Source organism: Embleya sp. L77 (assembly GCF_055557415.1).
In genome coordinates this window covers 6,289,294-6,313,758 of record NZ_CM145709.1, presented here as the reverse complement: position 1 = coordinate 6,313,758, position 24,465 = coordinate 6,289,294, and the positions used below count along the sequence as shown (strand labels likewise).

Sequence of the window (24,465 nt, the reverse complement as noted above, 5' to 3'; positions counted from 1 at the left end):
CGCCGCTCCCCCGCCGGAAGGCCGGCGGTGGTCAGATCGCGCCGGGGCGGACCAGGCCGCTCTCGTAGGCGTAGACGGCGGCCTGGACCCGGTCGCGCAGGCCCAGTTTGGTCAGGACGTGGCCGACGTGGGTCTTGACCGTGGTCTCGCTGACGTAGAGCTCGGCGGCGATCTCGGCGTTGGACATGCCGCGGGCGACCAGCCGCAGCACCTCCACCTCGCGTTCGGTGAGCATCGCGAGCGTGTCGGGGGTGGGGTCCTCGGCGGAGGGCAGGCGCGCGGCGTACATGTCCAGGAGCCGCCGGGTGATGCTGGGCGCGAGCAGCGCCTCGCCCTCGGCGATCACCCGGATCGCGGTGACCAGGTCGTCGGCGGGCACGTCCTTGAGCAGGAAGCCGCTCGCTCCCGCGCGCAGCGCCTCGACCACGTACTCGTCCAGGTCGAACGTGGTGAGCACGAGCACGCGTGCGGTGTTCTCCCCGTCCCGGCCGGAGCCGGCGATCCGCCGGGTGGCCTCGACGCCGTCCATGCGGGGCATGCGGATGTCCATCAGCACGACGTCGGGCTGTAGGGCGCGGACCTGTTCGACGGCCTGTTCGCCGTCGGCGGCCTCGCCGACGACGGCGATGTCGGGCTCGGCCTCCAGGATCATCCGGAAGCCGGTGCGCAGCAGTGGCTGATCGTCGACCAGGATGACGCGGATCGTCATGGGCGGGTCTGCTCCAGTCGGTCGGGGGCGGCACCGTCCGGCGGGGCGGCGGTGTCGGGGGTGTTCGTGGTGGACAGGGGGATGCGCGCGAGGACCTCGAAGCCGTCCTGGGCCCGTGGCCCCGCGTACAGGCGTCCACCGTAGAGGGAGACCCTCTCACGCATGCCGAGCAGGCCGTGTCCGGTGCGGTCGCCGGTGGCCACGGTGCTGCCGCCCCGGCCGTCGTCGGCGACGCGCACCAGCAGTTCGCTGCGGCTGTAGCGCAGCAGTACCCGGGCCTCCGCGGGGCCGGCGTGCTTGAGCGTGTTCGTGAGCGCTTCCTGGACGATCCGGTAGGCCGCCAGGTCGATGCCCGGCGGGAGCGCGCAGGGGGCGCCCTCCAGGGACAGCTCGACCGGGAGCCCGGCTTCGCGGACCTGGGTGACCAGCGTGTCGAGCTGGTCCAGGCCCGGCTGGGGCGCGTTGTGGCCTTCGTTGGGGCCGCCCACCGCGTCGGTGGTGTCGCGCAGGATGCCGACCAGGCGGCGCATCTCGACCAGGGCGCCCCGGCCGGTCTGTTCGACCGCGGCCATCGCCTCCTTGGCCCGGTCCGGATTGCGCGCGACCATGCGCTGCGCGGCGGAGGCCTGCACGGTCATCACCGAGACGTGGTGCGCGACGACGTCGTGCAGCTCGCGGGCGATGCGGCCGCGTTCCTCGGCGATCGCGGCCCGGGTGTCCGCCTCGCGGGTGCGTTCCAGGCGGTCGGCGCGGGCCTCCAGCTCGGCGGTGTAGGCGCGGCGGAAGCCGACGCTGCGGGCGAATGCCCACACCGCGAACATCGCGGCCAGGTTGGCGACCAGGTCGAGGAAGACGATGTCGCTGTTGCGCATCAGCAGCCACACGACGGTGGCGCTCTCGGTGAAGGCGAGTGCCGCCGCGGCGGGCACGCGGGAGCGGCCGACCGCGACCGCGTACAGCGCGACGATCTGGCCGAGCCCGGCGCCGGCGGATTCGTAGTGCGAGCCGGCCAGGATCAGCCCGGCGACGCTGACCCAGATCAGCACGCGCAGCGAGTGGGCCCCACGCCACAGCAGCGGGAAGGCGGTGAGCAGCGCGAGCAGGACGCCCCACACGTCCGGTTCGCGGACGTTGCGCATGCCCAGTTCGTGGAAGTACAGGCCGCCCACGGCGAAGACCGCCAGGAGCAGCACCAGGGCCACGTCGAGCACGGTGGGGCGCGGCCACGGTTGGCGTGCGTCGCGGCCGAGTTCCCGGACGATGTCGGCAAGGCAGGCGCGTGCTCGGGCGAGCCCGGGCAGGCATTCGCCGGCTGCGGGTGGGGCTGGGGTCCCGGCGGGGGTGTCCGGGTCGGGGGTCACTGCGCGCACACCCTTACGGTAGGGCCCCCGGTCGGGGGTTTTGACCCCCTGGGGGCCCGGTCTCGTCCCCTGGGAGGAGCGGTGGGCCGATCTCCTCCTCCGGGCGGAGCCGCGGTCCGTACTCAACGGTCTGGCGGGACGGGCGAGGGGGTGCGGAGAACACGAGGGACTTCCCTGAAGCCCTGGTCTTCCCGATCGCCAACACTGGACAACACACGGGGAACCCGGAAACGGGAACCTCGGGGATGTACTACGGGGGTAGTACGGGGGTCCGAGCCCTTCGGGGTTCGGGCGGAGCACGGCCGACCTCTCGGCGGTCACGGGGACGGGGGAAACCGCCGCCGGGAGGTCGAGCAGGACCGACGGGGATGCAGTACGGGTCGGAGCACGGGGGCTCCGGCACGGGGAAACGCAGTAACGCGGTACACGGGGAAAACGCAGTACGGGGGAAACACGGGGATGTGGGAGCGGGCGGGCCTTCGGGCCCGTCCGCTCCCACCCGTTTGTGCCGGTCGGCCGGCGGCGGGTGGCCCCGGGGGCGCGGGCTCAGCGTGCCACGCGGGCCCGGACCAGGTCGCCCAGGAAGTCCAGGTCGACCTCTTCGAGGGATTCCACGACGGTGCGCGTCGGCGCGGCCGGGATCGGCGTCATGCTGGGCACCGCGAGTACGGCGCAGCCGGCCGCCTCGCCGGAGGCGATACCGGTGGGCGAGTCCTCGACGACCACGCAGGCCCACGGGTGCGCGCCGAGCCGGCGGGCCGCGGTCAGGTACGGGTCGGGGTGCGGCTTGGTGCGGGCGATCTCGTCGCCGGCCAGGGTGAAGCGGAAGTGGTGGGCGCCGATCGAGGGCAGCACCGCGTCCACGATCACCCGCTGGGAGGCGGTGACCAGTGCGCAGGGCACGCCTGCCTCGTCGACTTCGGCGAGCAGCCGCTTGGCGCCGGGGCGCAGGTCCACGCCGTCGCGCAGCGCGGCGACCATGCCGGCGTTGATCCGGCGTTCGAGTTCGGCGGGGGCGACGTCGAGGCCGGAGACCGAGAGCAGGTAGGCGACGGCGGGCTCCATCGGGCTGCCGAGCAGGTGTTCGGCGTGCTGCGCGGTGAGGGTGAAGCCGAGGTCGGCCATCACGGCGGTCTCGGTGGCGAACCAGTTGCGTTCCGTGTCGACCAGGGTGCCGTCCATGTCGAACAGGACCGCCGCGAGGCCGTGGCCCGGGCGTGATCCGGTCGTGGTCGTGAGCGCTGCCGTCATCGTGTGGCCGCCTCTCCCCCGGTACGGGACATCGTGGTGTGGATGGGGTGGGTGAATCTCCTCACGCGGGTTCTCCATGGGGTCGGATCCGCCGGTTGGCTCCGGCGGGTCCTCGATTGTGCGGCGCCGTCAGGGATTGGGCAACCGCCGAACGGGGTCGTATGCGGAAACGGTGACCGAAGCGGTCACGGCGAGTGGGTCGGCCAGGTCCGCGATGGCGGAGCGCAGCCGGTCGGGGTCGGTGTGCCAGGCGCTGGGGCCCATGGCCACCACGCCGGCGATCGCGGTGTGGTCGAGGGCCATGGTGAAGGTGACGCTCTGCCGCGCGCGCACGGTGAACCACGGCGCGAGCTTGGCGTCGATGCGTGTCTGCTTGTCGGGGTCGACCTGGAGCAGGTCGAGTGCGGGCACCAGCTCGGCCAGGTGGCCCGTGGTGGGTGCGGCGACCACGAGGGTGCCTTCGGGGGCGAGGATCCGGTGCAGTTCGGGCGGGTTGCGCGGGGCGAACACGTTGAGCACCCGGGCCGCGGCGCCGGTGCGCACCGGCAGGGGGCGCCACGCGTCGCATACGGCGGCGCCCATCCGCGGGTGGGCGCGGGCGGCCCGGCGCAGCGCGTATTTGGAGATGTCCAGGGCCAGTCCGTATCGGCCCGGCAGTGCGTCGAGCACGCGCGCGAGGTGGTGTCCGGTGCCGGCGCCGACGTCGACGAGGGTTCCGGGGACGGCGTCGGCGCAGGCGGCGGTGAGTGCGTCGGCGATCGGGTCGTAGTGGCCCGCGCCGAGGAAGTCGACGCGGGCGGCGACCATGGCGGCGGTGTCGGCGGTGCCCACCGAGCCCGTCCCGGTGAGCAGGTTGACGTAGCCCTGTCGGGCAATGTCGAAGGTGTGTCCGGCTGCGCAGCGCAGGCCGGCCGGGTCTCCCGCCAGGTCGGCGCCGCAGTGCGGGCAGGCGAGGGTTTCCACGACGTCGCCGAGCATGTGCCTCGTTCGTGCCGCCGGTGCGGCCGGGGCCGGTGTGGCCCCGGCCGTGGCCGGTTCGGATGGGTGGGGTGGATCAGCGGGCGTTGAAGTAGTTCGCCTCGGGGTGGTGCAACACGATCGCGTCGGTGGATTGTTCCGGGTGCAGCTGGAACTCCTCGGACAGCTCGACGCCGATCCGCTCCGGCTTCAGCAGCTCGGTGATCTTGGCCCGGTCCTCCAGGTCGGGACAGGCGCCGTAGCCGAGCGAGAAGCGCGCGCCGCGGTAGTGCAGCTTGAGCATGCCGTCCAGGTCGTTCGGGTCCTCGCCGGCGAAGCCGAGTTCGGCGCGTACCCGAGCGTGCCAGTATTCGGCCAGTGCTTCGGCGAGTTGCACGGACAGGCCGTGCAGTTCGAGGTAGTCGCGGTAGGCGTTGTCGGCGAAGAGCTTGGCGGTGGCGTCGGACAGGCGCGGGCCCATGGTGGCGATCTGGAAGCCGACCACGTCGATCTCGCCGGATTCCTCCGGGCGGAAGAAGTCGGCGAGGCACAGGTGCCGGTCGCGGCGCTGGCGCGGGAAGCTGAACCGGGTGCGCTCGTTCCCGGCGTCGTCGAGCACGATCAGGTCGTCGCCCTTGGACACGCACGGGAAGTAGCCGTAGACCACGCCGGCGTCGAGCAGGTTGTCGGTGACGATCCGGTCCAGCCAGTAGCGCAGCCGCGGGCGGCCTTCGGTCTCGACGAGTTCCTCGTAGGAGGGCCCGTCGCCGCCTCGGGTGGGCTTGAGGCCCCACTGGCCCATGAAGGTGGCGCGTTCGTCGAGCCAGGAGGCGTAGTCGTTGAGCTGGATGCCCTTGACCACGCGGTCGCCCCAGAACGGCGGGGTGGGCACGGGGTTGTCGATCGCCACGTCCGAGCGGGCGGGCATCTCCTCGGGTTCGGTTTCGATCACCTTGGCGGCGGCCACCTTGCGTCGGCGCAGCGCGGGCAGTTCCACGCCGGGCACGCCGCGCTTGACGCCCATCAGGGCGTCCATCAGGCGCAGGCCCTCGAAGGCGTCGCGGGCGTAGCGGACCTCGCCGGCGTAGATGTCGTAGAGGTCCTCTTCGACGTAGGCGCGGGTGAGGGCGGCGCCGCCGAGGATGACCGGGTAGCCGGCGGCCAGGCCGCGGGTGTTCAGCTCCTGGAGGTTTTCCTTCATGATCACGGTGGACTTGACCAGCAGGCCGGACATCCCGATCACGTCGGCGCGGTGTTCCTCGGCGGCTTCCAGGATGGCCGAGACCGGCTGCTTGATGCCGATGTTGACCACGTTGTAGCCGTTGTTGGACAGGATGATGTCGACCAGGTTCTTGCCGATGTCGTGCACGTCGCCCTTGACGGTGGCGAGCACGATGGTGCCCTTGCCGTCCTCGCCCTCGACCTTTTCGATGTGCGGTTCCAGGTGGGCGACGGCGGACTTCATCACTTCGGCGGACTGGAGCACGAAGGGCAGCTGCATCTGGCCGGAGCCGAACAGTTCGCCGACGACCTTCATGCCGGCCAGGAGCGTGTCGTTGATGATCACCAGGGCGCTGCGCTCGCGCAGTGCCTCGTCCAGGTCCTCTTCGAGGCCGGCCCGCTCGCCGTCGATGATCCGGCGTTCCAGCCGCTCGTTCAGCGGCAGCGCGGCCAGTTCCTGGGCGCGGGTGGCGCGCACCGACTTGGCGTCGACGCCCTCGAACAGCTCCAGGAAGCGCTGGAGCGGGTCGTAGTCCTCGCGGCGGCGGTCGTAGACCATGTCGAGGGCGACCTCGCGCTGCTCCTCGGGGATGCGCGCCATCGGCAGGATCTTGCTGGCGTGCACGATCGCCGAGTCCAGGCCGGCTTCGATGCATTCGTTGAGGAAGACCGAGTTGAGCACGATGCGCGCGGCCGGGTTGAGGCCGAAGGAGACGTTGGACAGGCCCAGGGTGGTCTGTACGTCGGGGTGGCGGCGCTTGATCTCGCGGATCGCCTCGATGGTCTCGATGCCGTCGCGCCGGGTCTCCTCCTGGCCGGTGCCGATCGGGAAGGTGAGCGCGTCGATGATGATGTCGGAGACCTTGATCCCCCACTCGCCGGTGAGGGCGGTGATCAGCCGTTCGGCGACTCGGACCTTCCATTCGGCGGTGCGGGCCTGGCCCTCCTCGTCGATGGTCAGCGCGACCACGGCGGCGCCGTGTTCCTTGACCAGCGGCATGATCCGGCGAAAACGCGAGGTGGGTCCGTCGCCGTCCTCGTAGTTGACCGAGTTGACCACGGCGCGCCCGCCGAGCAGCTCCAGGCCCGCTTCGAGCACCTCGGGCTCGGTGGAGTCGAGCATGATCGGCAGCGTGGAGGCGGTGGCCAGGCGGCCGGCCAGGGCCTTCATGTCGGCGACGCCGTCCCGGCCGACGTAGTCGATGTTCAGGTCGAGCATGTGTGCGCCGTCGCGGGTCTGGTCGCGGGCGATGTCGAGGCAGTCGTCGTAGCGGCCTTCGAGCATGGCCTCGCGGAACGCCTTGGAGCCGTTGGCGTTGGTGCGCTCGCCGATGGACAGGTAGGACAGGTCCTGGCGGAAGGGCACCGACTGGTAGAGCGATGCGGCGGCGGGTTCGTGCCGGGGGTTGCGGGGGGTGAGTTCGCGGCCGTGCACGCGCTCGACGACGGCCTTCAGGTGCGCGGGCGTGGTGCCGCAGCAGCCGCCGACCAGGGCCAGGCCGTATTCGCGGGTGAAGCTGTCGTGCGCGTCGGCCAGTTCCTGGGGGCTGAGCGGGTAGTGCGCGCCGTCCTTGGTCAGGATCGGCAGGCCGGCGTTGGGCATCGCGGTGACCCCGATGCCGGCGTGCTTGGCCAGGTGGCGCAGGTGCTCGCTCATCTCGACCGGGCCGGTGGCGCAGTTGAGTCCGATGAAGTCGATGCCCAGCGGTTCCAGGGCGGTCAGCGCGGCGCCGATCTCGGAGCCCATCAGCATCGCGCCGGTGGTCTCGACGGTGACCTGGGCGAAGATCGGCAGGTCCACGCCGGCCTTCTTGAGCGCGCGCTGCGAGCCGATGATCGCGGCCTTGGTCTGCAGCAGGTCCTGGCTGGTCTCGATGAGCAGGGCGTGTGCGCCGCCGTCGATCAGGCCGGCCGCGTTGATCTCGAAGGCGTCGCGCAGGGTGGCGAAGGGCACGTGGCCCAGGCTGGGCAGCTTGGTGCCGGGGCCGATCGAGCCGAGCACCCAGCGCGGGCGGTCGGGGGTGGAGTAGCCGTCGGCCACTTCACGGGCGATCCGCGCGCCGGCTTCGGCGAGTTCGTAGATGCGGTCCTGGATGTCGTACTCGCCCAGGTTGCCGAGGTTGGCGCCGAAGGTGTTGGTTTCGACGCAGTCGACGCCGACGTCGAAGTATTCCTTGTGCACGTTGCGCACGATGTCGGGACGCGTGACGTTGAGGATTTCGTTGCAGCCCTCGTGGCCCTGGAAGTCGTCCAGGCTCGGGTCCTGAGCCTGGAGCATGGTTCCCATTGCTCCATCGGCGACGACGACGCGGGTGGCGAGTGCTTCGCGAAGCTGCTGCGGGGTGGCTGTCATGAGAATGCGTCTCCGATGGGTGCGACGGCTGTCGGCTTGCCCGGGGCCGCCGAGACGGCTCGGGCCAGAGCGCCAGCTTAATGCGATCCGCGCGCGGAGCCCGGTGGCGCGCGGGTGACGTCGCCCACTGATCACCGAATGCTCACCCGTGCTCACCCGTGCTCACCCGTGCGTTCGGGGTGTGTTTGCGGTTCGGTTGCCCGGCGGCGCCCGGATTTCACTGTGGGCGAAGTCGACGCGGGCGGGTCTGGCCGAGGGTGCCTCAACCCGTAATGTGGGGACCGTACAGCTCTCGCGGCCCCGGGGACGGGTGCCCGCGGCGCACGGATCCCGGCCCCGGCCGGAAGGAGGCACTGGGTGATCGAGCTCGACGACCTGCCCGAGCTGATCGACCCGGTCATGGTGGCCGCATTCGAGGGGTGGAACGACGCGGGCGATGCCGCTTCCGCCGCGATCGAGCACCTCGACCGGGTCTGGAAGGGCGAGGTGTTCGCGGCCCTGGATGCCGAGGACTACTACGACTTCCAGGTGAATCGTCCGACGATATGGCTGGATGGGGACACCCGGCGGATCACCTGGCCCACGACCCGGCTCTCGGTGGTCCGGCTGGCCGAGCCGCGTCGGGACCTGGTGCTGGTGCACGGCATCGAGCCGAATCTGCGCTGGCGTTCGTTCTGCAACGAACTGTTGGGCTTCGCGCACGAGTTGGGCGTGGAGACGGTGGTGGTGCTGGGCGCGATGCTGGGCGATGCGCCGCACTCGCGGCCGGTCCCGGTGAACGGCACCACGTCGGACCCGGTGGTGGCCGCGAACGTGGGCCTGGAGCAGTCCCGGTACGAGGGACCCACGGGCATTGTGGGCGTGTTCCAGGAGGCCTGCGCGCATGCGGGGATGCCCGCGTTGACGTTCTGGGCGTCGGTGCCGCACTACGTGGCGCAGCCGCCCTCGCCGAAGGCCACGCTGGCGCTGTTGCGCAAGCTGGAGGATTTCCTGGACCTGACCGTGCCGATGGGCGAGCTGGCCGAGGACGCGCGGGCGTGGCAGGTGGGGGTGGATCAGCTCGCGGCCGAGGACACCGAGGTCGCCGAGTACGTGCGCTCGCTGGAGGCCGCGCGCGACACCGAGGATCTGCCCGAGGCGTCCGGCGATGCGATCGCGGCCGAGTTCGAGCGGTATCTCAAGCGCAAGGGTGATCAGCCGGAGGGCTGATCGGGCGCGGGGCGAGTGGGGCGCGGGACGAGCGGGGGCGCGGGGCGCCGTCCGGTGATCGCGGGGCGGGGTGCGTGGGCCGTCGCCGGCCGCGGTGTCTCCCGCCGAGCCTGCCCCTCCCGGGCCGGCCCCCGCGGGTGTTCAGGCCGAGCGGCGGCGCAGTTCCAGCGTCGCCAGTGGGATGAAGCCGCCGGGGCCGGGCTCGGCGGGGGCGTCGGCGCCGGCGAGTCGGCGCAGCATGGCCAGGGCGATGCGTTCGCCCTGGGCCTTGGCGCGTTCCGCGCGTGGTCCGGCGTAGCCGCCGTCGACGCAGGCCCGCCAGAGCTGAACCCAGCGGCCGAAGTGTCGGGCGGTCAGCGGTTCGGCGCGGTGCAGCGCGTGGTGCACGGCGAACGCGTCGCCGCGGTAGTCGGCGGTGCGCAGCAGGGCGCGTTCCCAGAAGTCGGTGATCCGGGGCAGGTGTGCGTCCAGGTCGGTGCCGGCGATCTGGGTGAAGTAGGCGCCGATCACCGGGTCGGCGAAGGCTGCGCCGTAGAAGCGGCGGAGCAGGGCGTCGATGTCGGCGCGGGTTTCGATGTCGGCGCGGCCGCCGGCGGGCGGCGCGGTGTGCGGGGGCGGCGCGTCCCGGTCGGGAGTGGTCCGCGGTGTGAGGTGCATCGGTGGTCGCCGGTCGCCGTCCATACCGCCAGCTTAGGGCGCGGGTGTCGGGGGCGGCTGGGGCCGAACGGCCCGGGCGGTTGGGTTCTGTGGACCCCACCCGCCCGGTCTGTGCCGGAACCGCCGTCCGCGCCGGTGGACGACGGGTCCGCTCGTGGTGTCGTGACCGGGCACCCCGGTGGGCCCGGCCACGACCTTGCGGTCACGAAGCGGTGAAGGCGGCCGCGTTCGTGGCCGCGTCCTGGGGGCTAGCCGAGGCCGCTGTGGATCGCGGCCGCGAGTTCGCCGTTGGTGGTGTCACCGCTGAACTCCCAGAAGAACGCGCCGCGCAGGTTCTGCGCCTTGGCCCAGCTCATCTTCGAGGCGACGGTGGCCGGGGTGTCGTAGCTCCACCAGTTGCTGCCGCACTTGGCGTACGCGGTGCCCGCGATGGTGCCGGTGGTGGGGCAGCTGCTCTTGAGGACCTTGTAGTCCTCGATGCCGGCCTCGTAGGTGCCGGGGGCGGCGCCGGTGGCGGTGCCGCCGGGTTCGGCCTGGGTCACTCCGGTCCAGCCGCGGCCGTAGAAGCCGATGCCGAGCAGGAGCTTGCTTGCCGGGACGCCCTTGGTCTTGAGCTTGGCGATCGCGTCGGCGGAGTTGAAGCCGTCCTTGGGGATGCCGGTGTACGAGGTCAGCGGCGAGTGCGGGGCGGTCGGGCCCTTGGCGTCCCACGCGCCGAAGAAGTCGTACGTCATCACGTTGTACCAGTCGACGGACGCCGAGGCGCCGCCGTAGTCGGCCGCGTCGATCTTGCCCGCGGAGGACGCGTCGGCGGTGATCGCTGCGGTGACCAGGTTGTTCGTGCCGAACTTGGCCCGGGTGGCGGCGAGCAGCGTCTTGATCGAGGCCGCACCGCTGGTGTCGCAGGTCAGGCCGCACGCGTTGGGGTATTCCCAGTCCAGGTCGATGCCGTCGAACACGTCGGCCCAGCGCGGGTCCTCGACCAGGTTGTAGCAGGACTCGGCGAACGCGGCGGGGTTGGCCGCGGCCTGGCCGAAGCCGCCGGACCAGGTCCAGCCGCCGAAGGACCACAGGATCTTGATGTGGGGGTACTTGGCCTTGAGCTGACGCAGCTGGTTGAAGTTGCCGCGCAGCGGCTGCTCCCAGTTGTCGGCCACGCCGCTGACGCTCTGATCGGCCGTGAACGCCTTGTCGTAGTCGGCGTAGGAGTCGCCGATGGTGCACTTGCCGCCCTGGACGTTGCCGAAGGCGTAGTTGATGTGGGTGATCTTGGCGGCCGAGCCGGATGTGACGATGTTCTTCACGTTGTAGTTGCGGCCGTAGATGCCCCAGTTGGTGAAGTAGCCGAGCTTGACGGCGCTGCCGCCGGGGTTGCCCCCGCCGCCGGTGGTGTGCACGGTGACCGCGGCACTGGCCGGGCCGGTCTGGTCGACGGTGTCCCGGGCGACGACGCTGTACGAGTAGTCGGTGCCCGCGGCCAGGCCGCTGTCGGTGTAGGTGGGCGTGGTGACGGTGGCGATCTTGCTGCCGCCGCGCAGCACGTCGTAGTTCTTGATGCCGTGGTCGTCGGTCGCCGCGGCCCAGGTCAGCTTGACGCCGTTGTCGGTGACGTTGCTCGCCACGGGCGTGCCGGGGGCCGAGGGCGGGTTGTCGCCGGGGTTCGTGGGTCCCCCGTCGCAGGAGCCGCCGTTGATCTTGCACCCGGTGGGGTTGCCGGGGCCGGTGCCGTTGAAGCCGAAGGTCACCGACGCGCCGGGTCCGACCGTGCCGTTCCAGCCGACGTTCTTGGCGGAGTAGTGGTCACCCGTGCGGGTGACGGTGGCGTCCCAGGAGGAGCCGACGGCGGTGCCGGCCGGGAAGTCCCATTCCAGGGTCCACGAGGTGATCGCCGCGGTGCCGGTGTTCTTGATGGTCCAGCTGCCGCCGAAGCCGGAGCCCCAGTCGGAGGTCTTCACGAATGTGGCGGTGGTACCGGCGGCCTGTGCGGGGGACGCGAGGCCGACCATCGCTGCCAGGGGGAGCAGCAGGGCACTCATCATGGCGACAAGGGTGCGCCGGGACAGGGTGGTGCGTCGTTTGGTTCCTGTGCTCAAGGGTGCTCCTCGAGTGGGGCCAGACATGCGGGGACGTGGCACCTCCCGGTGGGGAAACGATTCGACTGCCACCCCACCGCGGGTCCCAGTGAGAGTAGGAAAGGTCTGGACCAGGGGTCAATGGTCTGTACCAAAATGGTCTGGACCAACCGCCCTGCCCGGCGCCGGAAATGCCGCACGCGGGCCCCGAAGGGCCCGCGTGGTCAGGGGCTTTGCCGAACTTGCCGAAATTTTCCGCGGGTTCGGCGAATCCGAAGTCAGCGCCGAGCGGGGGCGTACGGCGCGCCGGGTGCCGGTGCGGTGCCGTCCACGGCCGCGCGCCAGCGGTCGTGCAGCCACATCTGGGTGCGCCGGCGGGCGGCCCGCTCGTCCCACTGCACGTCGCGCTCGTAGGTCAGCACGGACAGGTCCCCGGCGAGCACCGCCCACGTGTAGAGCCCGTTGATGTGACGCGCGTTGACCCGCATTCCGCTCACCGAGGCGGCTCGACCGGCCGCGGTGCCGATGGTCTCGTCGTGTTGCGCGACCCACTGCACGGTCAGCCCCTCGGCGTGCAGCGGGTCCACGTGGTGCCAGAACGCCTCGGCGGCGGCGTGCGCCTCCTCGGTGCCGGGCAGCGGGCCCGGGCGCGGGCCGTCCAGCCGGGTCCAGCCCAGCAGGGTGCCGTCGGCGCGGTCGACCACCACGCTGGCGTGCGGGCCGCCCGGGTGCGGGTGGGTGGCCGGTTGGTGGCGCACGACCACGACGGGGCGTTCGTCGTGCCAGGCGTAGTCGAGCGCCGTGAGTATCCAGGTGCGGGGTATCGACAGTCGGCACTTCGCCAGCAGAGCGGCGACGGCGGTGGTGACGTCGGTGTCCCTGCCGGGGAACAGGGTCATGGTGCATCCTCGCGGTCGTGCGGGACTCGAACGGGGTCGGAGCGGATCAGGGCGGTGCGGCGGCCACGGCGAACGCGGTGGGCTCGCGCACCGGGCCGGGACCGACGGGCCAGGAGAGGGCGTCGGCGCCGCGCGGAACCGCGAGCGCCGCCAGTTTGCCGCACACCTGTTCGGCGCCGCCGTCGAGGGTGAGTCGACCGGCCCGCGCGGGGGTGGTCCGGGCGGCGCGACAGGGTGTCGGCGCCGGGGCGTTGCGGGCGTCGCCGGGGCGGGTCGACGAGTCGGGGGGCGGGGTCCGGGCGTGGCCTGAAGCCCTGGCATCCACGACCCGCGCCGGGGTGGCGGCCGAGGGAGGCGGCGCACAGGAGTTCTCCATGAACCGGACCCTAACGATCGGCGGGCCGGATGAGAACAAGTTCCATCGCTTCCATACGCCACCGTACGGACATTTGCCCGTGGTTGGGCGAGCTCGTGCCCCGTCGGTGCTTCCGTTCGTGTGACGCGGGGCACGAACTCGAAGAAGCCTGCGTGCCGTTGGACTAGGGTCCGGTCAACCCCGCTCGGGAAGGAGCGCGCGTGTCCTCCACCGTCGACACCGATCTGCTCGTCATCGGTGCGGGCCCCACCGGCCTGTACGCCGCCTACTACGCGGGCTTCCGGGGCCTGCGCACCGCACTCCTGGACTCGTTGCCCGAACCCGGTGGGCAGATCTCCGCGATGTACCCGGAGAAGATGATCTACGACGTCGCGGGTTTCCCGGCGATCAAGGGCCAGGACCTGGTCGATGCGCTGGTCGAGCAGGCCGCGCCGTTCGAGCCGAGCTATCTGCTCGGCCACCGCGCCGAGCAGCTGGAACAGGACGACGACGGCGTCACCATCACCTGCGCGAGCGGCCTGGTGGTGCGCGCCAAGGTGGTGCTGATCAGCGGCGGGATCGGTACGTTCAGCCCCCGTCCGCTGCCCGCCGCCGACGCGTTCACCGGCGAGGGGGTGCGCTACTTCGTACCGCGCCTGGCCGATCTGGCCGGGTTGGACGTGCTGATCGTGGGCGGCGGCGATTCGGCGTTCGACTGGGCGACCAGCCTGGAGCCGGTCGCCAAGTCGATCACGCTGGTGCACCGCCGGGACAAGTTCCGCGCCCACGAGCACACCGTGCGCCGGGTGTTGGCCTCGACCACCGAGGTGATCACCTCCGCCGAGGTCACCGTGCTGCACGGCGACGGACACGTCCGGGCCGCGGACGTGGTCGCCAAGGCCGACGGCGCGGTGCGCACCCTCCCGGTGCAGGCCGTGGTGGCCGCGCTGGGCTTCATCGCCGACCTGGGCCCCATGACGCACTGGGGCCTGGAGCAGCGCAAGCGGCACATCGTGGTGGACCAGGCGATGCGCACCAACCTGACGCGGGTCTTCGCGGCCGGTGACATCGTCGACTACGACGGCAAGGTCAAGCTGATCGCCACCGGGTTCGGCGAGGCGGCCACCGCGGTCAACAACGCGATGACCGTGGTCGACCCGTCGGCGCACGTCTTCCCGGGGCATTCCTCGGACGTGCCGTAGGAGGACCCGGGCGGGGTCGGGGCGTTCGGGAGGTGCGGGGGTGCCCGGCGGCGCCGGTGCGGGGCGCTGCGGGGCCGAGGGACGGGTGTGGGGTCGGTCCGCGGCGCGGCGGGCGCTGTGGGGCCGGTGTGGGGCGCTGCGGGGCCGGGGTGTCGGGCATCTGGTGCGGCGGGCGCTGCGGGGCCTGAGTTCCTGATGTCGGGTGGCGAGTGCCTGGTGTCGAGTGCAGCCGGGTGGCCGGGGCCGAATGGCGGGCGCCGCGTCCCGGGTGCCCGTCCCGTGTGTCGGGTCCCGGAGGTCGGCCCGGTGATATTGCCCGGCGGGGCGCTATTGCCGAGCCGCGCGCCGGGGCACTTTCCGGCCGACCCGGCCGAAAAGCGGAATAGGCACTTGTTGTGTCGGCGGATGACTCGATAGGCTCACGCAGTCGCAGATATCGATCCATTGTTGTCGAAGGACGTCATGACGCTCGTGGTGCCGGTCACCGCCTCCACGCCCGGAGTCTCCTCCCGGCGGGTCGAGGCCGTCGCGCCCTGTGGCGCGGCTGTGCGCCGTCCGCGAACTCCCCTGTGTACCCGCCGGCATGTCGATTTCGGCCGCGTGCACAGCTCGGCCTGTCGCACCCGCTGACCCCCGCGGACCGGGCTGCTCCGCCGCCGGACGCTCGCCGGCGATCCCCCTGATCGCCGATCGGCCGTCCGCCCGCCGTTTCACGACCTCGCCCTCGATTCGCCGCGTCCCGCGCCGGCGCGATTTCCGACGCGCCCTTTCTGCGCGCCGCTCCCGACGCCGCGCGTTCGCGCGAATCGACGGTTATCCCTGCTCGAAATCACGCGCACCGCCGCGTGAATTCGCCATGCCCGGAGATTCCCATGCGTTTTTCGGTATTCGCCGCCTCCGCCCCTCCTCGAAGACTGCGCCGCACCGTCGGCACCGGCGCCGCGACGGCTGCCCTCGCGCTGCTGGCCGGCGCCTGCAACGGCGCCGGCGACAAGGCCGCGAACTCCGCCGAGGTCGGCCCGCCGCAGGCCGGCGGCACGCTCACCTTCGCGCTGGCCGCCGACCCCACGTGCCTGGACCCGCAGCAGTTCGGCGCGAACGCGAGCCTGAACGTGGGCCGCCAGATCGTCGACTCGCTGACCGACCAGGACGAGAAGACCGGCGAGATCAAGCCGTGGCTGGCCACCTCGTGGGAGGTGGACCCGCAGGCCACCCATTTCACCTTTCACCTGCGACCGGGCGTCACCTTCGCGGACGGCACACCGCTGGACGGCGCAGCGGTCAAGGCCAACCTCGACGCGGTGGTCGCACTGGGTGCCAAGGCCACCATCGCGGGCAGCTACCTCACCGGGTACCGGGGCACCACCGTGCTGGACCCGGCCACCGTGCGGGTGGAATTCGCCGCGCCCAGCGCCCAGTTCCTCCAGGCCACCTCGACCATGTCGCTGGGGCTGCTCTCCCCCGCCACCTTGGCCAAGACCGCCGAGCAGCGCTGCCAGGGCGACCTGGTCGGCTCGGGGCCGTTCACGCTGCGCTCCTACAAGCCGAACCAGAGCGTGGAGTTGGCCAAGCGGACCGGCTACGCGTGGGGTTCGTCGCTGTTCGCCCATCCGGGCGAGGCGTACCTGGACAAGCTGGTGTTCAAGATCGTGCCCGAGTCCGGCGTGCGCGCCGGCAGCCTGGAGTCCGCCCAGGTGGACGCGATCAGCGACGTGCAGCCGCAGGACGAGGGCCGATTCGCCTCCGGGTACACCGTGCCGACCCGGCCCAACCCGGGCGTCGTGTTCAGCCTCCAGGCCAACGTCTCCCGGCCGATCCTGGCCGAGGAGACAGTCCGCAGGGCGATCCAAAAGGCGGTGGATCGGCCCGAGTTGGCGCAGACCGTGCTCACCTCCAAGTACCGGGCCGCCACTTCGCCGCTGGCCTCGGTCACCCCCGGGTACGTGGACCTGTCCGCGCAGCTGGGCCACGACCCGGAGGGCGCCAAGCGGCTGTTGGAGGAGGCCGGTTGGAAGGTCGGTTCGGACGGCGTGCGGGTCAAGGACGGGCGCCGGCTCGTCGTGGACGTGATCTTCGCGCCGCTGTTCAACGCCAGCCAGTCCGTCCTGGAACTGGTCCAGCAGCAACTGCGCAAGGTCGGCGTGGATTTGCGGCTGCGCAAGCTCGCCGCCGGTGAGCAGAACCAGGTGCAGAACTCGGGCGACTACGACTTCGCGTACTACAACGTCACCCGCGCGGATCCGGACATCCTGCGCACGCTGTTCAGTACCAGGACGGGCAACCGGCTCAGGCTCGCCCCGGGTGACCTGGACACCGTGCTGGACGACCAGGCGCAGAGCCTGGACCCGGCGCAGCGCAACGCCAAGGTCGCCCAGGCGCAGCGGATCGTCGCCGACCGGGCGTACGTGATCCCGCTGTTCGAGCTGTCCCAGGTGCATGCCCTCGGTCCCAGGGTGCACGGGTTGAGTTTCGAGGCGTCCTCGCGCCTGCAGTTCCACGACACGTGGGTGAGCAGCTGATGGGCGGCTATCTGGTGCGTCGGGTGCTTCAGGCGGTGGTGGTGCTGTGGGCGGCGTTCACGGTGTCGTTCGTCGTGTTGTATCTGCTGCCGGGCGATTCGTTGTCGATCAAGCTGGGCGGTCTGGAGGGCACCGCCACCCGGGCGCAGATCGATGCGGTGCGCAGCGCGAACGGCCTCGACGACCCGGTCCATGTGCAGTACGCGCGTGCGCTGGGGGACGCGCTCACCGGTGATCTGGGCACGTCGGCGCAGACCGGGGCGCCGGTGGCGCGCACGATCGCGGACGCGCTGCCGCAGACGCTGGCGTTGACCGGTGCGGCGATGGTGTTGGCGGTGCTCGGCGGTGGCGGGGTGGCGTTGGCTGCGACGTTCACCCGGCTGCGGGCGCTGCGTCAGGTGTTGTTGTCGCTGCCGGCGATCGGGATCTCGATGCCGGGCTTTTGGGTGGGGTTGTTGCTGGTGCAGGTGGTGTCCTTCCAGTGGGGGCTGCTGCCGGCGATGGGCAACGAGGGCGTGCGGAGCCTGGTGTTGCCGGCGATCACGCTGGCGCTGCCGGCGGGCGCGCTGATCGCGCAGGTGCTGGCGAAGAGCATGACCACCGCGCTGGCCGAGCCGTACGTGGAGACCGCGCGGGCCAAGGGTGCCGGCCGGGTGCGGATCCATCTGCGGCATGCGCTGCGCAACGCGTCGTTGCCGGCGATCACGCTGGCGGCGGTGGTGTCGGGGAACCTGCTGGTGGAGTCGGTGGTGGTGGAGACGGTGTTCTCCCGGGCCGGGATCGGCCGGCTGACGGCCGCCGCGGTGGACAACCAGGACGTGGCGATGGTGCAGGGCGTGGTGTTGCTCGCGGCGCTGGTGTTCGTGCTGGTGGCGTTGGCGGTGGACCTGCTGTATCCGGTGCTGGATCCGCGCGTGGGAAGGACGGTGTGACGATGGCGGCCGGTTTCGCGACGGATGTGTTGCCCGCCGCGCGTGGGCATGTGCGGTTCGTGTTGCGCCGTCCCGGGTTGTTGTTGTCGCTGGTGGTGTCCGCGCTGGTGCTGCTGGCGGCGTTGTTCCCGGGGCTGTTCACCGACGGCGATCCGCTGGTGGGCACGCCGCGGGAGAAGTTGCGGGGGCCGAGTGCGGAGCACCTGTTCGGAACGGATCAGCTCGGGCGGGATCTGTTCACCCGGGTGGTGCACGCGAGTTCGTTGTCGTTGCGGGCGACGTTCGTCGCCGTGGCGGTGGCGCTCGTGGTGGGCGGGGTGCTCGGGTTGTCGGCCGGGTTCTTCGGCGGGTGGTTGGACGACGTGGTGATGCGGGTGGTCGACGTGTTGCAGGCGATTCCGCGGTTGTTGTTGTCGCTGGCGCTGGTCGGCGCGTTGGGCTTCGGTACCACCAAGGTGGCGATCGCGGTGGGGGTGGCCGGTGTCGCGGGCTTCGCCCGGGTGATGCGGGCCGAGGTGTTGCGGGTGCGCTCGTCGGTGTACGTGGAGGCGGCGCGGGCGAGCGGGGTGCGCTCGGGCGGGATTTTGGCCCGGCATGTGTTGCCGAACGCGTCCGGGCCGGTGTTGGTGATGGCGGCGTTGGAGTTCGGTATCGCGATCCTGTCCGTGTCGGCGCTGAGCTTCCTGGGTTTCGGTGCGCCGCCGCCGACGCCGGAGTGGGGCGTGCTGGTCGCCGACGGGCGCAATTTCGTGGCCACCGCGTGGTGGTTGACCACATTTCCCGGCCTGGTGATCGCGGCGACGGTGTTGTCCGCGAATCGCATCTCGCGGGCCTTGGACGGAGAGCGGAGGCAGGATCGATGAGCGGGAAGGTGCGGGGGCCGGCCGGGGGCTCGCAAGGGGCCGGGGGCGGAGGCGAAGCCGGGCCGGTGGGCGCCGGCCGGGTGGCGGGCGCGTTGTCGGTGGTGGAGGCCGCGGGCGCCCCGTTGTTGGACATCCGGGGGCTGCGGGTGTCCTATCGGACCTCGAGCGGGCCGGTGGACGCGGTGACCGCCGCGGACCTGACCGTGAACGCGGGCGAAGTGGTGGCCGTGGTGGGCGAGTCGGGCTCGGGCAAGAGCACCACCGCGCATGCGATCGTGGGTTTGTTGCCGACCGGTGGCCGGGTCGGCGCGGGGCGGGTGTTGTTCGAGGGCCGTGATCTGCTGACGCTGGGTGAGCGTGACCTGCGCGAGGTGCGCGGTCGGTCGATCGGGTTGATCCCGCAGGATCCGATGCTTTCGCTCAACCCGGTGCGGCGGATCGGCGATCAGGTGGCCGAGGCGCTGATCGTGCACGGCCTGGCGGGCGGCAAGGAGGCGGCCGAGCGTGCGGTGGCCGCGCTCGGCGAGGCGGGCCTGTCCGAACCCGCCACCCGAGCGCGGCAGTTCCCGCACGAGTTGTCCGGCGGCATGCGGCAGCGGGTGTTGATCGCGATCGCGCTGGCCTGCCGGCCCCGGCTGGTCATCGCGGACGAGCCCACCAGTGCGCTCGACGTCACCGTGCAGCGGCGGATCCTGGACCACATCGACGAGCTCACCCACGCGCACGGCACCGCGATGTTGCTGATCACCCACGACCTGGGCGTGGCCGCCGACCGCGCCGCGCGGGTGGTGGTGATGTCCCGGGGCATGGTGGTCGAGCAGGGGCCTGCGGCGCGGATCCTGAGTGATCCCGAACACCCGTACACCCGCCGGCTGATCGCCGCCGCGCCGAGCCTTGCCAAGCGTCGGGCGCGGCCGCGCCCGGTGCGTGAACCGGTGCCGCGAGCCGAGCCGTTGCTCACCGTGACCGGGCTGGTCAAGGAGTTCGCGCTGCCGAAGACCAAGGGGGGTGCGCGCACGCTGCGCGCGGTGGACGACGTCTCGTTCACGGTGCGCCGCGGTGAGACGTTCGCGCTGGTCGGCGAGTCCGGTTCGGGCAAGTCGACCACGGTGCGGATGATCCTGGGCTTGGAGGCGCCCAGCGCGGGCCGGATCCTGATCGAGGGGCGGGAGGCGACCCGACCCGGGCGCGGCGAGTTGCGCGCCCTGCGCCGGCGCATGCAGTTGATCTACCAGAACCCCTACGCCTCGCTGGATCCGCGCTTCACGGTGTCCGAGATCGTCGAGGAGCCGCTGCGCGCGTACCGGGTCGGCAGCCGGGCGCAGCAGCGGGCCCGGGCGGCGGCGTTGATCGATCAGGTGGCGCTGCCGGAGGGTGTGCTGCGCCGCAAACCGGCGGAGTTGTCCGGTGGGCAGCGGCAACGGGTGGCGATCGCGCGGGCGTTGGCGCTGGAGCCGGATCTGGTGGTGTGCGACGAGCCGGTGTCCGCGCTGGACGTCTCGGTCCAGGCGCAGATCCTGGAGTTGCTGAGCCGGCTCCAGGACGAGTTGGGGGTTGGTTACCTGTTCATTTCGCACGACTTGGCGGTGGTGCGCCAAATCGCCGATCGGGTGGGTGTGATGAAGGCCGGTCGGCTGGTCGAGAAGGGCGGTTGCGAGCAGGTGCTCTCGACGCCCACGCACCCGTACACGCGCGAGCTGATCGCGGCCATCCCCGGGCGTCGGCGCCCGCAACCGTTGGGAGCGGTGTCATGAGGTTCGCGGTGTTCACCCTGGGCGCCAACGCCCCGCATGCGATCACCGGGCGGCGCGCGCCGGCGCACGAGCAGTTGGCGGAGCTTGTCGAAACGGCGGCGTTGGCCGAGGAGTTGGGTTTCGATGCGTTCGGGGTGGGTGAGCGGCACGGTGAGCCGTTCCTGTCCTCGGCGCCGCCGGTGATCCTGGCGGCGGTCGCGCAGCGCACCTCGCGCATTCGGCTGTTGACCACGCTGACGGTGATCAGCGTGCTGGATCCGGTCCGGGTCGCCGAGGACTACGCGACGCTGGACCAGTTGTCCCGGGGCCGGCTGGATCTGATGGTCGGCAAGGGCAACGATCCGCGGCACTTCGGGTTGTTCGGGCTCTCCGAGGACGACCAGTGGGAGTTGCAGGAGGAGAAGTTCGAGCTGCTGCGCCGGTTGTGGAGCGAGGAGAAGGTCACCTGGTCCGGGCGTTTTCGCAGTCCGCTGCACGAGGTGACGACCCATCCGCGGCCGTTCCCGCGGCCGCGGGGGCGGCCTCCGGTGATCTGGCACGGCAGCGCGACCAGCCGGGCGTCCACGGAGTTGGCGGCGAAGTGGGGCGATCCGCTGTTCACCGCGAACGGCTTCCATCCGATGGCCAAGTACGCCGACCTGATCGAGCACTATCGCGAGCGCTGGGCGGCGTACGGGCGCGACCCGGCGGACGCGGTGGTGGGCTCGGGCGCGGGTGGCTGCTACGTGGCGCCCACGTCGCAGGAGGCGCTGGCGCGGTATCGGCCCTACTACGACGCGTTCGCCGGGTCGGCTGCGGCGCGGCACAATCGCTCGCCGTTCACGTCGCTGGAGGACAACATCGCCAACGGCCCGGCACTGGTGGGCAGTCCGGCGCAGATCGTGGACAAGATCGGGCGCTACCACGCGGCCTACGGGCACCAGGTGCAGGCGATCGGGACGGAGGAGCTCGACCGTGCGGAGCGGCGGGCGGTCCTGGAGTTGTTCGCGGGCGAGGTGGCACCGGTGCTGCGGGCCGCGCTCCCGTCGCGGGTTTGGGAGCAGGTGGCCTGAACTCGTCGCTGGAAGCGGGGGTTGGGGGCGGGCGGGAGCGCGGCGATCTCGGCGGTCGGTGGGTGTCTCCGGCCGGGTCGGCGAGTATCTCGGCCGGGTGGGCGGGGCCCTGCCGGGTCGGGCGGGTGTGGTGGGGTCCGGACGGGTCGGGGGGCGGGTCGGGGGTCGGGCCGGGTCGGGTGTGGACGGCGGCGGGTGTCGAGTCAGGGCGGTCGGGTCCGGGCGGTCACGTCCGGTTGGTCACGTCCGGTTGGTCGGGGCTTCTCCGCCGGAGTCGGTCGGTCGAGTCCGGTTCGGGTCGGTCGGTGGGGTGCGCGGATCGGGGCAAGGCTCTTGCGGGGACGTGTCCGGAGCGCGAATAATCCGAGCCATGGACGGCTGCGTGTGTCACGCGGGCCCCCGCCCGGGACTGCCGAGGGCGCGGGTCCTGATCGCCGTCCATCTCCTGATTCGCCGACACATCGACTTCCTGCGCGTGTGCAGCGCGAGTTGTCGCTCGGTCTGAGTTCCACGCCACCGGTCCGCCCGCATTGGGGTCGGATCGCGCCGTGCCGTGCCGCCTCGACCGTTGCCACACTCATGACCTGCGCGAGGGAGACCCGTATGTCCACAACACCCCCGAAGGCCGCCGGACCGATCGACTTCCGCACCCACGGGCGCTACCGCGTCCGCCACTCCGGGTCCCCGCTGCCGGGCCTGGAGACCATCCGCCCGCCGATGCAGCGCTTCCGCGGCCGGATCGGCGCCGGTTTCCGTGCCGAGGCCAACCGCTACCACCTCTACCTGTGCCTGGCCTGCCCGCGTTCGCTGCGGGTGGCCATCACGCGCGACCTCGCGGGGCTGGGCGAGGTGGTGGGCACGTCGTTGGTGGATCCGGTCCGGGACGGGCGCGGCTGGGCGTTTCGGGACGGGGACGGCCACGGCCTGGACCCCAACGGCGGGTTCGCGTTCCTGCGCGAGGCGTACGAGGCGACCGAGTACCACTACGACGGCCCGGTGAGTGTGCCGGTGTTGTGGGATCGGTGGAGCGGACGCATCGTCAGCAACCATGCGCCGCACATCCTGCGCGACCTGGCGACCGGGTTCGGCACCGGCCACGCGTTGTACCCGGCGGAGCGGGAGGAGGAACTGTGCGCGTTGGACACCCTGTTCGAAGAGGATGTCACCGACGCCGCGCAGCGGGCCGGGCGGGCGTCGGCGGGCCCGCGGCGGGCCGAGGCGATGGGCATCGTCACGGCGACCCTGGCGGTGGCCGAACGGCGGCTCGCGGCCCGGCCGTTCCTTCTCGGTGACACGCTCACTGCGGCGGACGTGCAGTTGTGGACCACGCTCGTGCACCTGGACGCGGTGCACAAGCGGCACTTGGACGCCCAGGACGTGCACCGGCTCGCGGCGCATCCGCATCTGTGGGCGTACGCGCGGCGGTTGAATCGCATCCCGGCGTTCCGCGACAATCTGCGTCTGGACCACATCGCCCGAAACCACCGGAGCCACTGTCGTGGCCCGGCGGCGTCGGGGGTCTCGATCGCGCTCAACGACTGGAGCTGATCCGGCCGGCGCGGCGGTGTGGGGCCGAGAGTGCACGCACGCTCCGGTGTTCGGCGCTCACACCGCCACGTCGGTGCGGTGTGCGCCGGCCGGGCGCGGCGCCGGCAGGTGCAGGTGTTCGCGCAGGGTGGTGCCCTCGTATTCGCTGCGGAAGACGCCGCGTTCCTGGAGGATCGGCACCACCTGGTCGACGAACTCGTCCAGGCCGTTCGGGGTCAGGTGCGGGACCAGGATGAAGCCGTCGCTCGCGCCGTCGCGCACGTGCACCTCCATCCGGTCGGCGACGTGTTCGGCGGTGCCGATGAACGTCTGTCGGGCGGACACCTCCACGACCACCTCGCGCAGGCTCAGGCCGCCCTTGGCCGCCGCGAGTTCGCGCCAGGTGCGGGCCAGTTCCAGCGGGTCTCCGCCGGTGCGGACCCGGCCCCGGGCGATCGAGGTGCCGTCGGTGATCGGGTCGAAGTCCGGGAGCGGGCCGTCCGGGTCCAGGTCGGACAGGTCTCGGCCCCACACCTGTTCGACGAACTGGATCGCGTTCTGTGGGCTGACCTGCTGTCGACGGATCCAGGCGGCCTTTTCCCGGGCCTCCTCGGCGGTCGTGCCGATCACCGCGGTGACCGCGGGCAGGATCCTCAGCTCGTCCGGACTGCGCCCGTGCCGGGCCGCGCGGCCCTTCATGTCCGCGTAGAAGGCCCGCCCGGCGTCGTATTCGGCGTGCCGGGAGAAGATCACGTCCGCGTGCGCGGCGCCGAATTCGCGGCCGTCCTCGGAGTCGCCGGCCTGGATCAGCACCGGCCGCCCCTGCGGGCCGCGCGGCACGGTGAAGCGGCCCTCGATGGCGAAGTGCCGTCCGTGGTAGTCGAATCGACCCGCGTCGGGCGCGGCGAACACGCCCTTCTCGGCGTCTGCTACGTGCGCGTCCGGGGCCCAGCTGTCCCACAGCGTGCGGGCCGCCTCGACGAACTCGATGGCCCGCTCGTAGCGTTCCTCGCGCGGGAGGAAGCCGCCGCGGCGGAAGTTTTCCCCGGTCCAGGCGTCCGGTGAGGTGACCACGTTCCAGGCCGCGCGGCCGGCGCTGAGGTGGTCCAGCGAGGCGATCTTGCGGGCGAGTTCGTACGGCTCGTTGTAGGTGGCGGTGGCGGTTGCGGCCAGTCCGATCCGGTCGGTGACCGCGGACAGCGCGGCCAGCACGGTGAGAGCGTCCGGGCGGCCGGCGACGTCCAATTCGAAGATGCGGCCGTGGTGTTCGCGCAGGCGCTGTCCCTCCGCGAGGAAGAAGAAGTCGAACCTGCCGCGCTCGGCGGTGCGCGCGAGGTGCTCGAAGGAGTCGAAGTCGATCTGGCTGCCCGAGCGTGGATCGCTCCACACGGTGGTGCTGTTGACGCCGGGGAAGTGCGCGGCGAGGTGGATGCGGGTGCGGTGCTGCCCGGGGGCACGGGATGGGGGGCTGCCGGGGTGCGGGCCGCCGGGGTGCGGGCTGCGGGACGGGTTGCCACGTCGGTGGTTGCGGGGCGGCTGGGGGTTGCCGGGTCGGGGCATCGGTGGCCTCTC

Annotated in this window: 18 protein-coding genes; 8 read left to right on the top strand and 10 right to left on the bottom strand. The window is 71.7% G+C overall.

Translation table 11 applies throughout. The features are described from left to right. Positions 1-31: 31 nt before the first annotated feature. The 5 genes from ACZOOI_RS26780 to metH form a co-directional block, all read right to left on the bottom strand. Complete coding sequence (locus tag ACZOOI_RS26780; RefSeq protein ID WP_020552051.1) at positions 32-709, bottom strand: response regulator; 678 nt, start codon at positions 707-709, stop codon at positions 32-34. Next, on the bottom strand, positions 706-2,079 hold the full coding sequence (locus ACZOOI_RS26775; RefSeq protein WP_465278242.1) for a sensor histidine kinase: 1,374 nt from the start codon (positions 2,077-2,079) through the stop codon (positions 706-708). The genes ACZOOI_RS26780 and ACZOOI_RS26775 overlap by 4 nt, the downstream gene beginning before the upstream one ends. Positions 2,080-2,616: 537 nt before the next feature. Further along, complete coding sequence (locus tag ACZOOI_RS26770) at positions 2,617-3,321, bottom strand: HAD family hydrolase (protein ID WP_465278241.1); 705 nt, start codon at positions 3,319-3,321, stop codon at positions 2,617-2,619. Positions 3,322-3,450: 129 nt separating this feature from the next. Then, positions 3,451-4,299, bottom strand: coding sequence for a putative RNA methyltransferase (locus ACZOOI_RS26765; RefSeq protein WP_465278240.1), 849 nt, complete (start codon positions 4,297-4,299; stop codon positions 3,451-3,453). 76 nt (positions 4,300-4,375) lie between these two features. Continuing rightward, entirely contained in the window at positions 4,376-7,852 is a 3,477-nt protein-coding gene (metH, locus tag ACZOOI_RS26760; RefSeq protein ID WP_465278239.1) for a methionine synthase, read from the bottom strand. Between the two features lie 357 nt (positions 7,853-8,209). Here metH and ACZOOI_RS26755 point away from each other — a divergent pair, with 357 nt between their 5' ends. Continuing rightward, complete coding sequence (locus ACZOOI_RS26755) at positions 8,210-9,061, top strand: PAC2 family protein (protein ID WP_379992349.1); 852 nt, start codon at positions 8,210-8,212, stop codon at positions 9,059-9,061. Positions 9,062-9,202: 141 nt separating this feature from the next. On the opposite strand, the gene ACZOOI_RS26750 is transcribed toward ACZOOI_RS26755, so the two are convergent. The 4 genes from ACZOOI_RS26750 to ACZOOI_RS26735 all read right to left on the bottom strand — a co-directional run bounded on the left by ACZOOI_RS26750 (position 9,203) and on the right by ACZOOI_RS26735 (position 13,065). Next, positions 9,203-9,742 carry a group III truncated hemoglobin gene (locus ACZOOI_RS26750; protein WP_465278238.1) on the bottom strand — a complete coding sequence of 180 codons (540 nt, stop codon included), beginning with the start codon at positions 9,740-9,742 and terminating at the stop codon, positions 9,203-9,205. Between the two features lie 224 nt (positions 9,743-9,966). Next, positions 9,967-11,757 carry a glycosyl hydrolase family 18 protein gene (locus ACZOOI_RS26745; RefSeq protein WP_465281294.1) on the bottom strand — a complete coding sequence of 597 codons (1,791 nt, stop codon included), beginning with the start codon at positions 11,755-11,757 and terminating at the stop codon, positions 9,967-9,969. A gap of 311 nt (positions 11,758-12,068) precedes the next feature. Then, positions 12,069-12,689, bottom strand: coding sequence for a hypothetical protein (locus tag ACZOOI_RS26740; protein ID WP_020552059.1), 621 nt, complete (start codon positions 12,687-12,689; stop codon positions 12,069-12,071). A gap of 46 nt (positions 12,690-12,735) precedes the next feature. Then, the gene (locus tag ACZOOI_RS26735) at positions 12,736-13,065 is read right to left on the bottom strand and encodes a hypothetical protein (RefSeq protein WP_465278237.1); all 330 of its coding nucleotides are present in this window, start codon (positions 13,063-13,065) and stop codon (positions 12,736-12,738) included. Between the two features lie 200 nt (positions 13,066-13,265). Here ACZOOI_RS26735 and ACZOOI_RS26730 point away from each other — a divergent pair, with 200 nt between their 5' ends. The 7 genes from ACZOOI_RS26730 (at position 13,266) to ACZOOI_RS26700 (ending at position 22,914) form a co-directional block, all read left to right on the top strand. Next, entirely contained in the window at positions 13,266-14,246 is a 981-nt protein-coding gene (locus ACZOOI_RS26730; RefSeq protein WP_465278236.1) for an NAD(P)/FAD-dependent oxidoreductase, read from the top strand. 872 nt (positions 14,247-15,118) lie between these two features. Then, entirely contained in the window at positions 15,119-16,765 is a 1,647-nt protein-coding gene (locus ACZOOI_RS26725; RefSeq protein ID WP_465278235.1) for an ABC transporter substrate-binding protein, read from the top strand. Then, on the top strand, positions 16,765-17,697 hold the full coding sequence (locus ACZOOI_RS26720; RefSeq protein ID WP_465281293.1) for an ABC transporter permease: 933 nt from the start codon (positions 16,765-16,767) through the stop codon (positions 17,695-17,697). The genes ACZOOI_RS26725 and ACZOOI_RS26720 overlap by 1 nt, the downstream gene beginning before the upstream one ends. Positions 17,698-17,699: 2 nt before the next feature. Then, positions 17,700-18,560, top strand: a complete 861-nt coding sequence (locus ACZOOI_RS26715) for an ABC transporter permease (RefSeq protein ID WP_465278234.1) — start codon at positions 17,700-17,702, stop codon at positions 18,558-18,560. Positions 18,561-18,625: 65 nt separating this feature from the next. Further along, positions 18,626-20,314, top strand: coding sequence for a dipeptide ABC transporter ATP-binding protein (locus ACZOOI_RS26710; RefSeq protein ID WP_465278233.1), 1,689 nt, complete (start codon positions 18,626-18,628; stop codon positions 20,312-20,314). Further along, positions 20,311-21,366: an LLM class flavin-dependent oxidoreductase gene (locus tag ACZOOI_RS26705; RefSeq protein ID WP_465278232.1), complete on the top strand. Its 1,056-nt coding sequence runs from the start codon at positions 20,311-20,313 to the stop codon at positions 21,364-21,366. The genes ACZOOI_RS26710 and ACZOOI_RS26705 overlap by 4 nt, the downstream gene beginning before the upstream one ends. A gap of 603 nt (positions 21,367-21,969) precedes the next feature. Further along, positions 21,970-22,914 (top strand): glutathione S-transferase C-terminal domain-containing protein, encoded by a 945-nt coding sequence (locus ACZOOI_RS26700; RefSeq protein ID WP_465278231.1) that lies wholly within the window; start codon positions 21,970-21,972, stop codon positions 22,912-22,914. 57 nt (positions 22,915-22,971) lie between these two features. Here ACZOOI_RS26700 and ACZOOI_RS26695 read toward each other — a convergent pair whose 3' ends face one another. Further along, positions 22,972-24,453 carry an NtaA/DmoA family FMN-dependent monooxygenase gene (locus ACZOOI_RS26695; RefSeq protein ID WP_465278230.1) on the bottom strand — a complete coding sequence of 494 codons (1,482 nt, stop codon included), beginning with the start codon at positions 24,451-24,453 and terminating at the stop codon, positions 22,972-22,974. Between the last annotated feature and the right edge of the window lie 12 nt (positions 24,454-24,465).

Excerpts from the sequence above, each read along its gene's own strand:
- ACZOOI_RS26725 (WP_465278235.1), top strand. The coding sequence starts at position 15,119 with ATGCGTTTTTCGGTATTCGCCGCCTCCGCCCCTCCTCGAAGACTGCGC.
- ACZOOI_RS26765 (WP_465278240.1), bottom strand. The coding sequence starts at position 4,299 with ATGCTCGGCGACGTCGTGGAAACCCTCGCCTGCCCGCACTGCGGCGCC.
- ACZOOI_RS26705 (WP_465278232.1), top strand. The coding sequence starts at position 20,311 with ATGAGGTTCGCGGTGTTCACCCTGGGCGCCAACGCCCCGCATGCGATC.
- ACZOOI_RS26720 (WP_465281293.1), top strand. The coding sequence starts at position 16,765 with ATGGGCGGCTATCTGGTGCGTCGGGTGCTTCAGGCGGTGGTGGTGCTG.
- ACZOOI_RS26750 (WP_465278238.1), bottom strand. The coding sequence starts at position 9,742 with ATGGACGGCGACCGGCGACCACCGATGCACCTCACACCGCGGACCACT.
- ACZOOI_RS26740 (WP_020552059.1), bottom strand. The coding sequence starts at position 12,689 with ATGACCCTGTTCCCCGGCAGGGACACCGACGTCACCACCGCCGTCGCC.
- ACZOOI_RS26745 (WP_465281294.1), bottom strand. The coding sequence starts at position 11,757 with ATGATGAGTGCCCTGCTGCTCCCCCTGGCAGCGATGGTCGGCCTCGCG.
- ACZOOI_RS26700 (WP_465278231.1), top strand. The coding sequence starts at position 21,970 with ATGTCCACAACACCCCCGAAGGCCGCCGGACCGATCGACTTCCGCACC.
- metH (WP_465278239.1), bottom strand. The coding sequence starts at position 7,852 with ATGACAGCCACCCCGCAGCAGCTTCGCGAAGCACTCGCCACCCGCGTC.
- ACZOOI_RS26695 (WP_465278230.1), bottom strand. The coding sequence starts at position 24,453 with ATGCCCCGACCCGGCAACCCCCAGCCGCCCCGCAACCACCGACGTGGC.
- ACZOOI_RS26735 (WP_465278237.1), bottom strand. The coding sequence starts at position 13,065 with ATGGAGAACTCCTGTGCGCCGCCTCCCTCGGCCGCCACCCCGGCGCGG.
- ACZOOI_RS26780 (WP_020552051.1), bottom strand. The coding sequence starts at position 709 with ATGACGATCCGCGTCATCCTGGTCGACGATCAGCCACTGCTGCGCACC.
- ACZOOI_RS26715 (WP_465278234.1), top strand. The coding sequence starts at position 17,700 with ATGGCGGCCGGTTTCGCGACGGATGTGTTGCCCGCCGCGCGTGGGCAT.
- ACZOOI_RS26770 (WP_465278241.1), bottom strand. The coding sequence starts at position 3,321 with ATGACGGCAGCGCTCACGACCACGACCGGATCACGCCCGGGCCACGGC.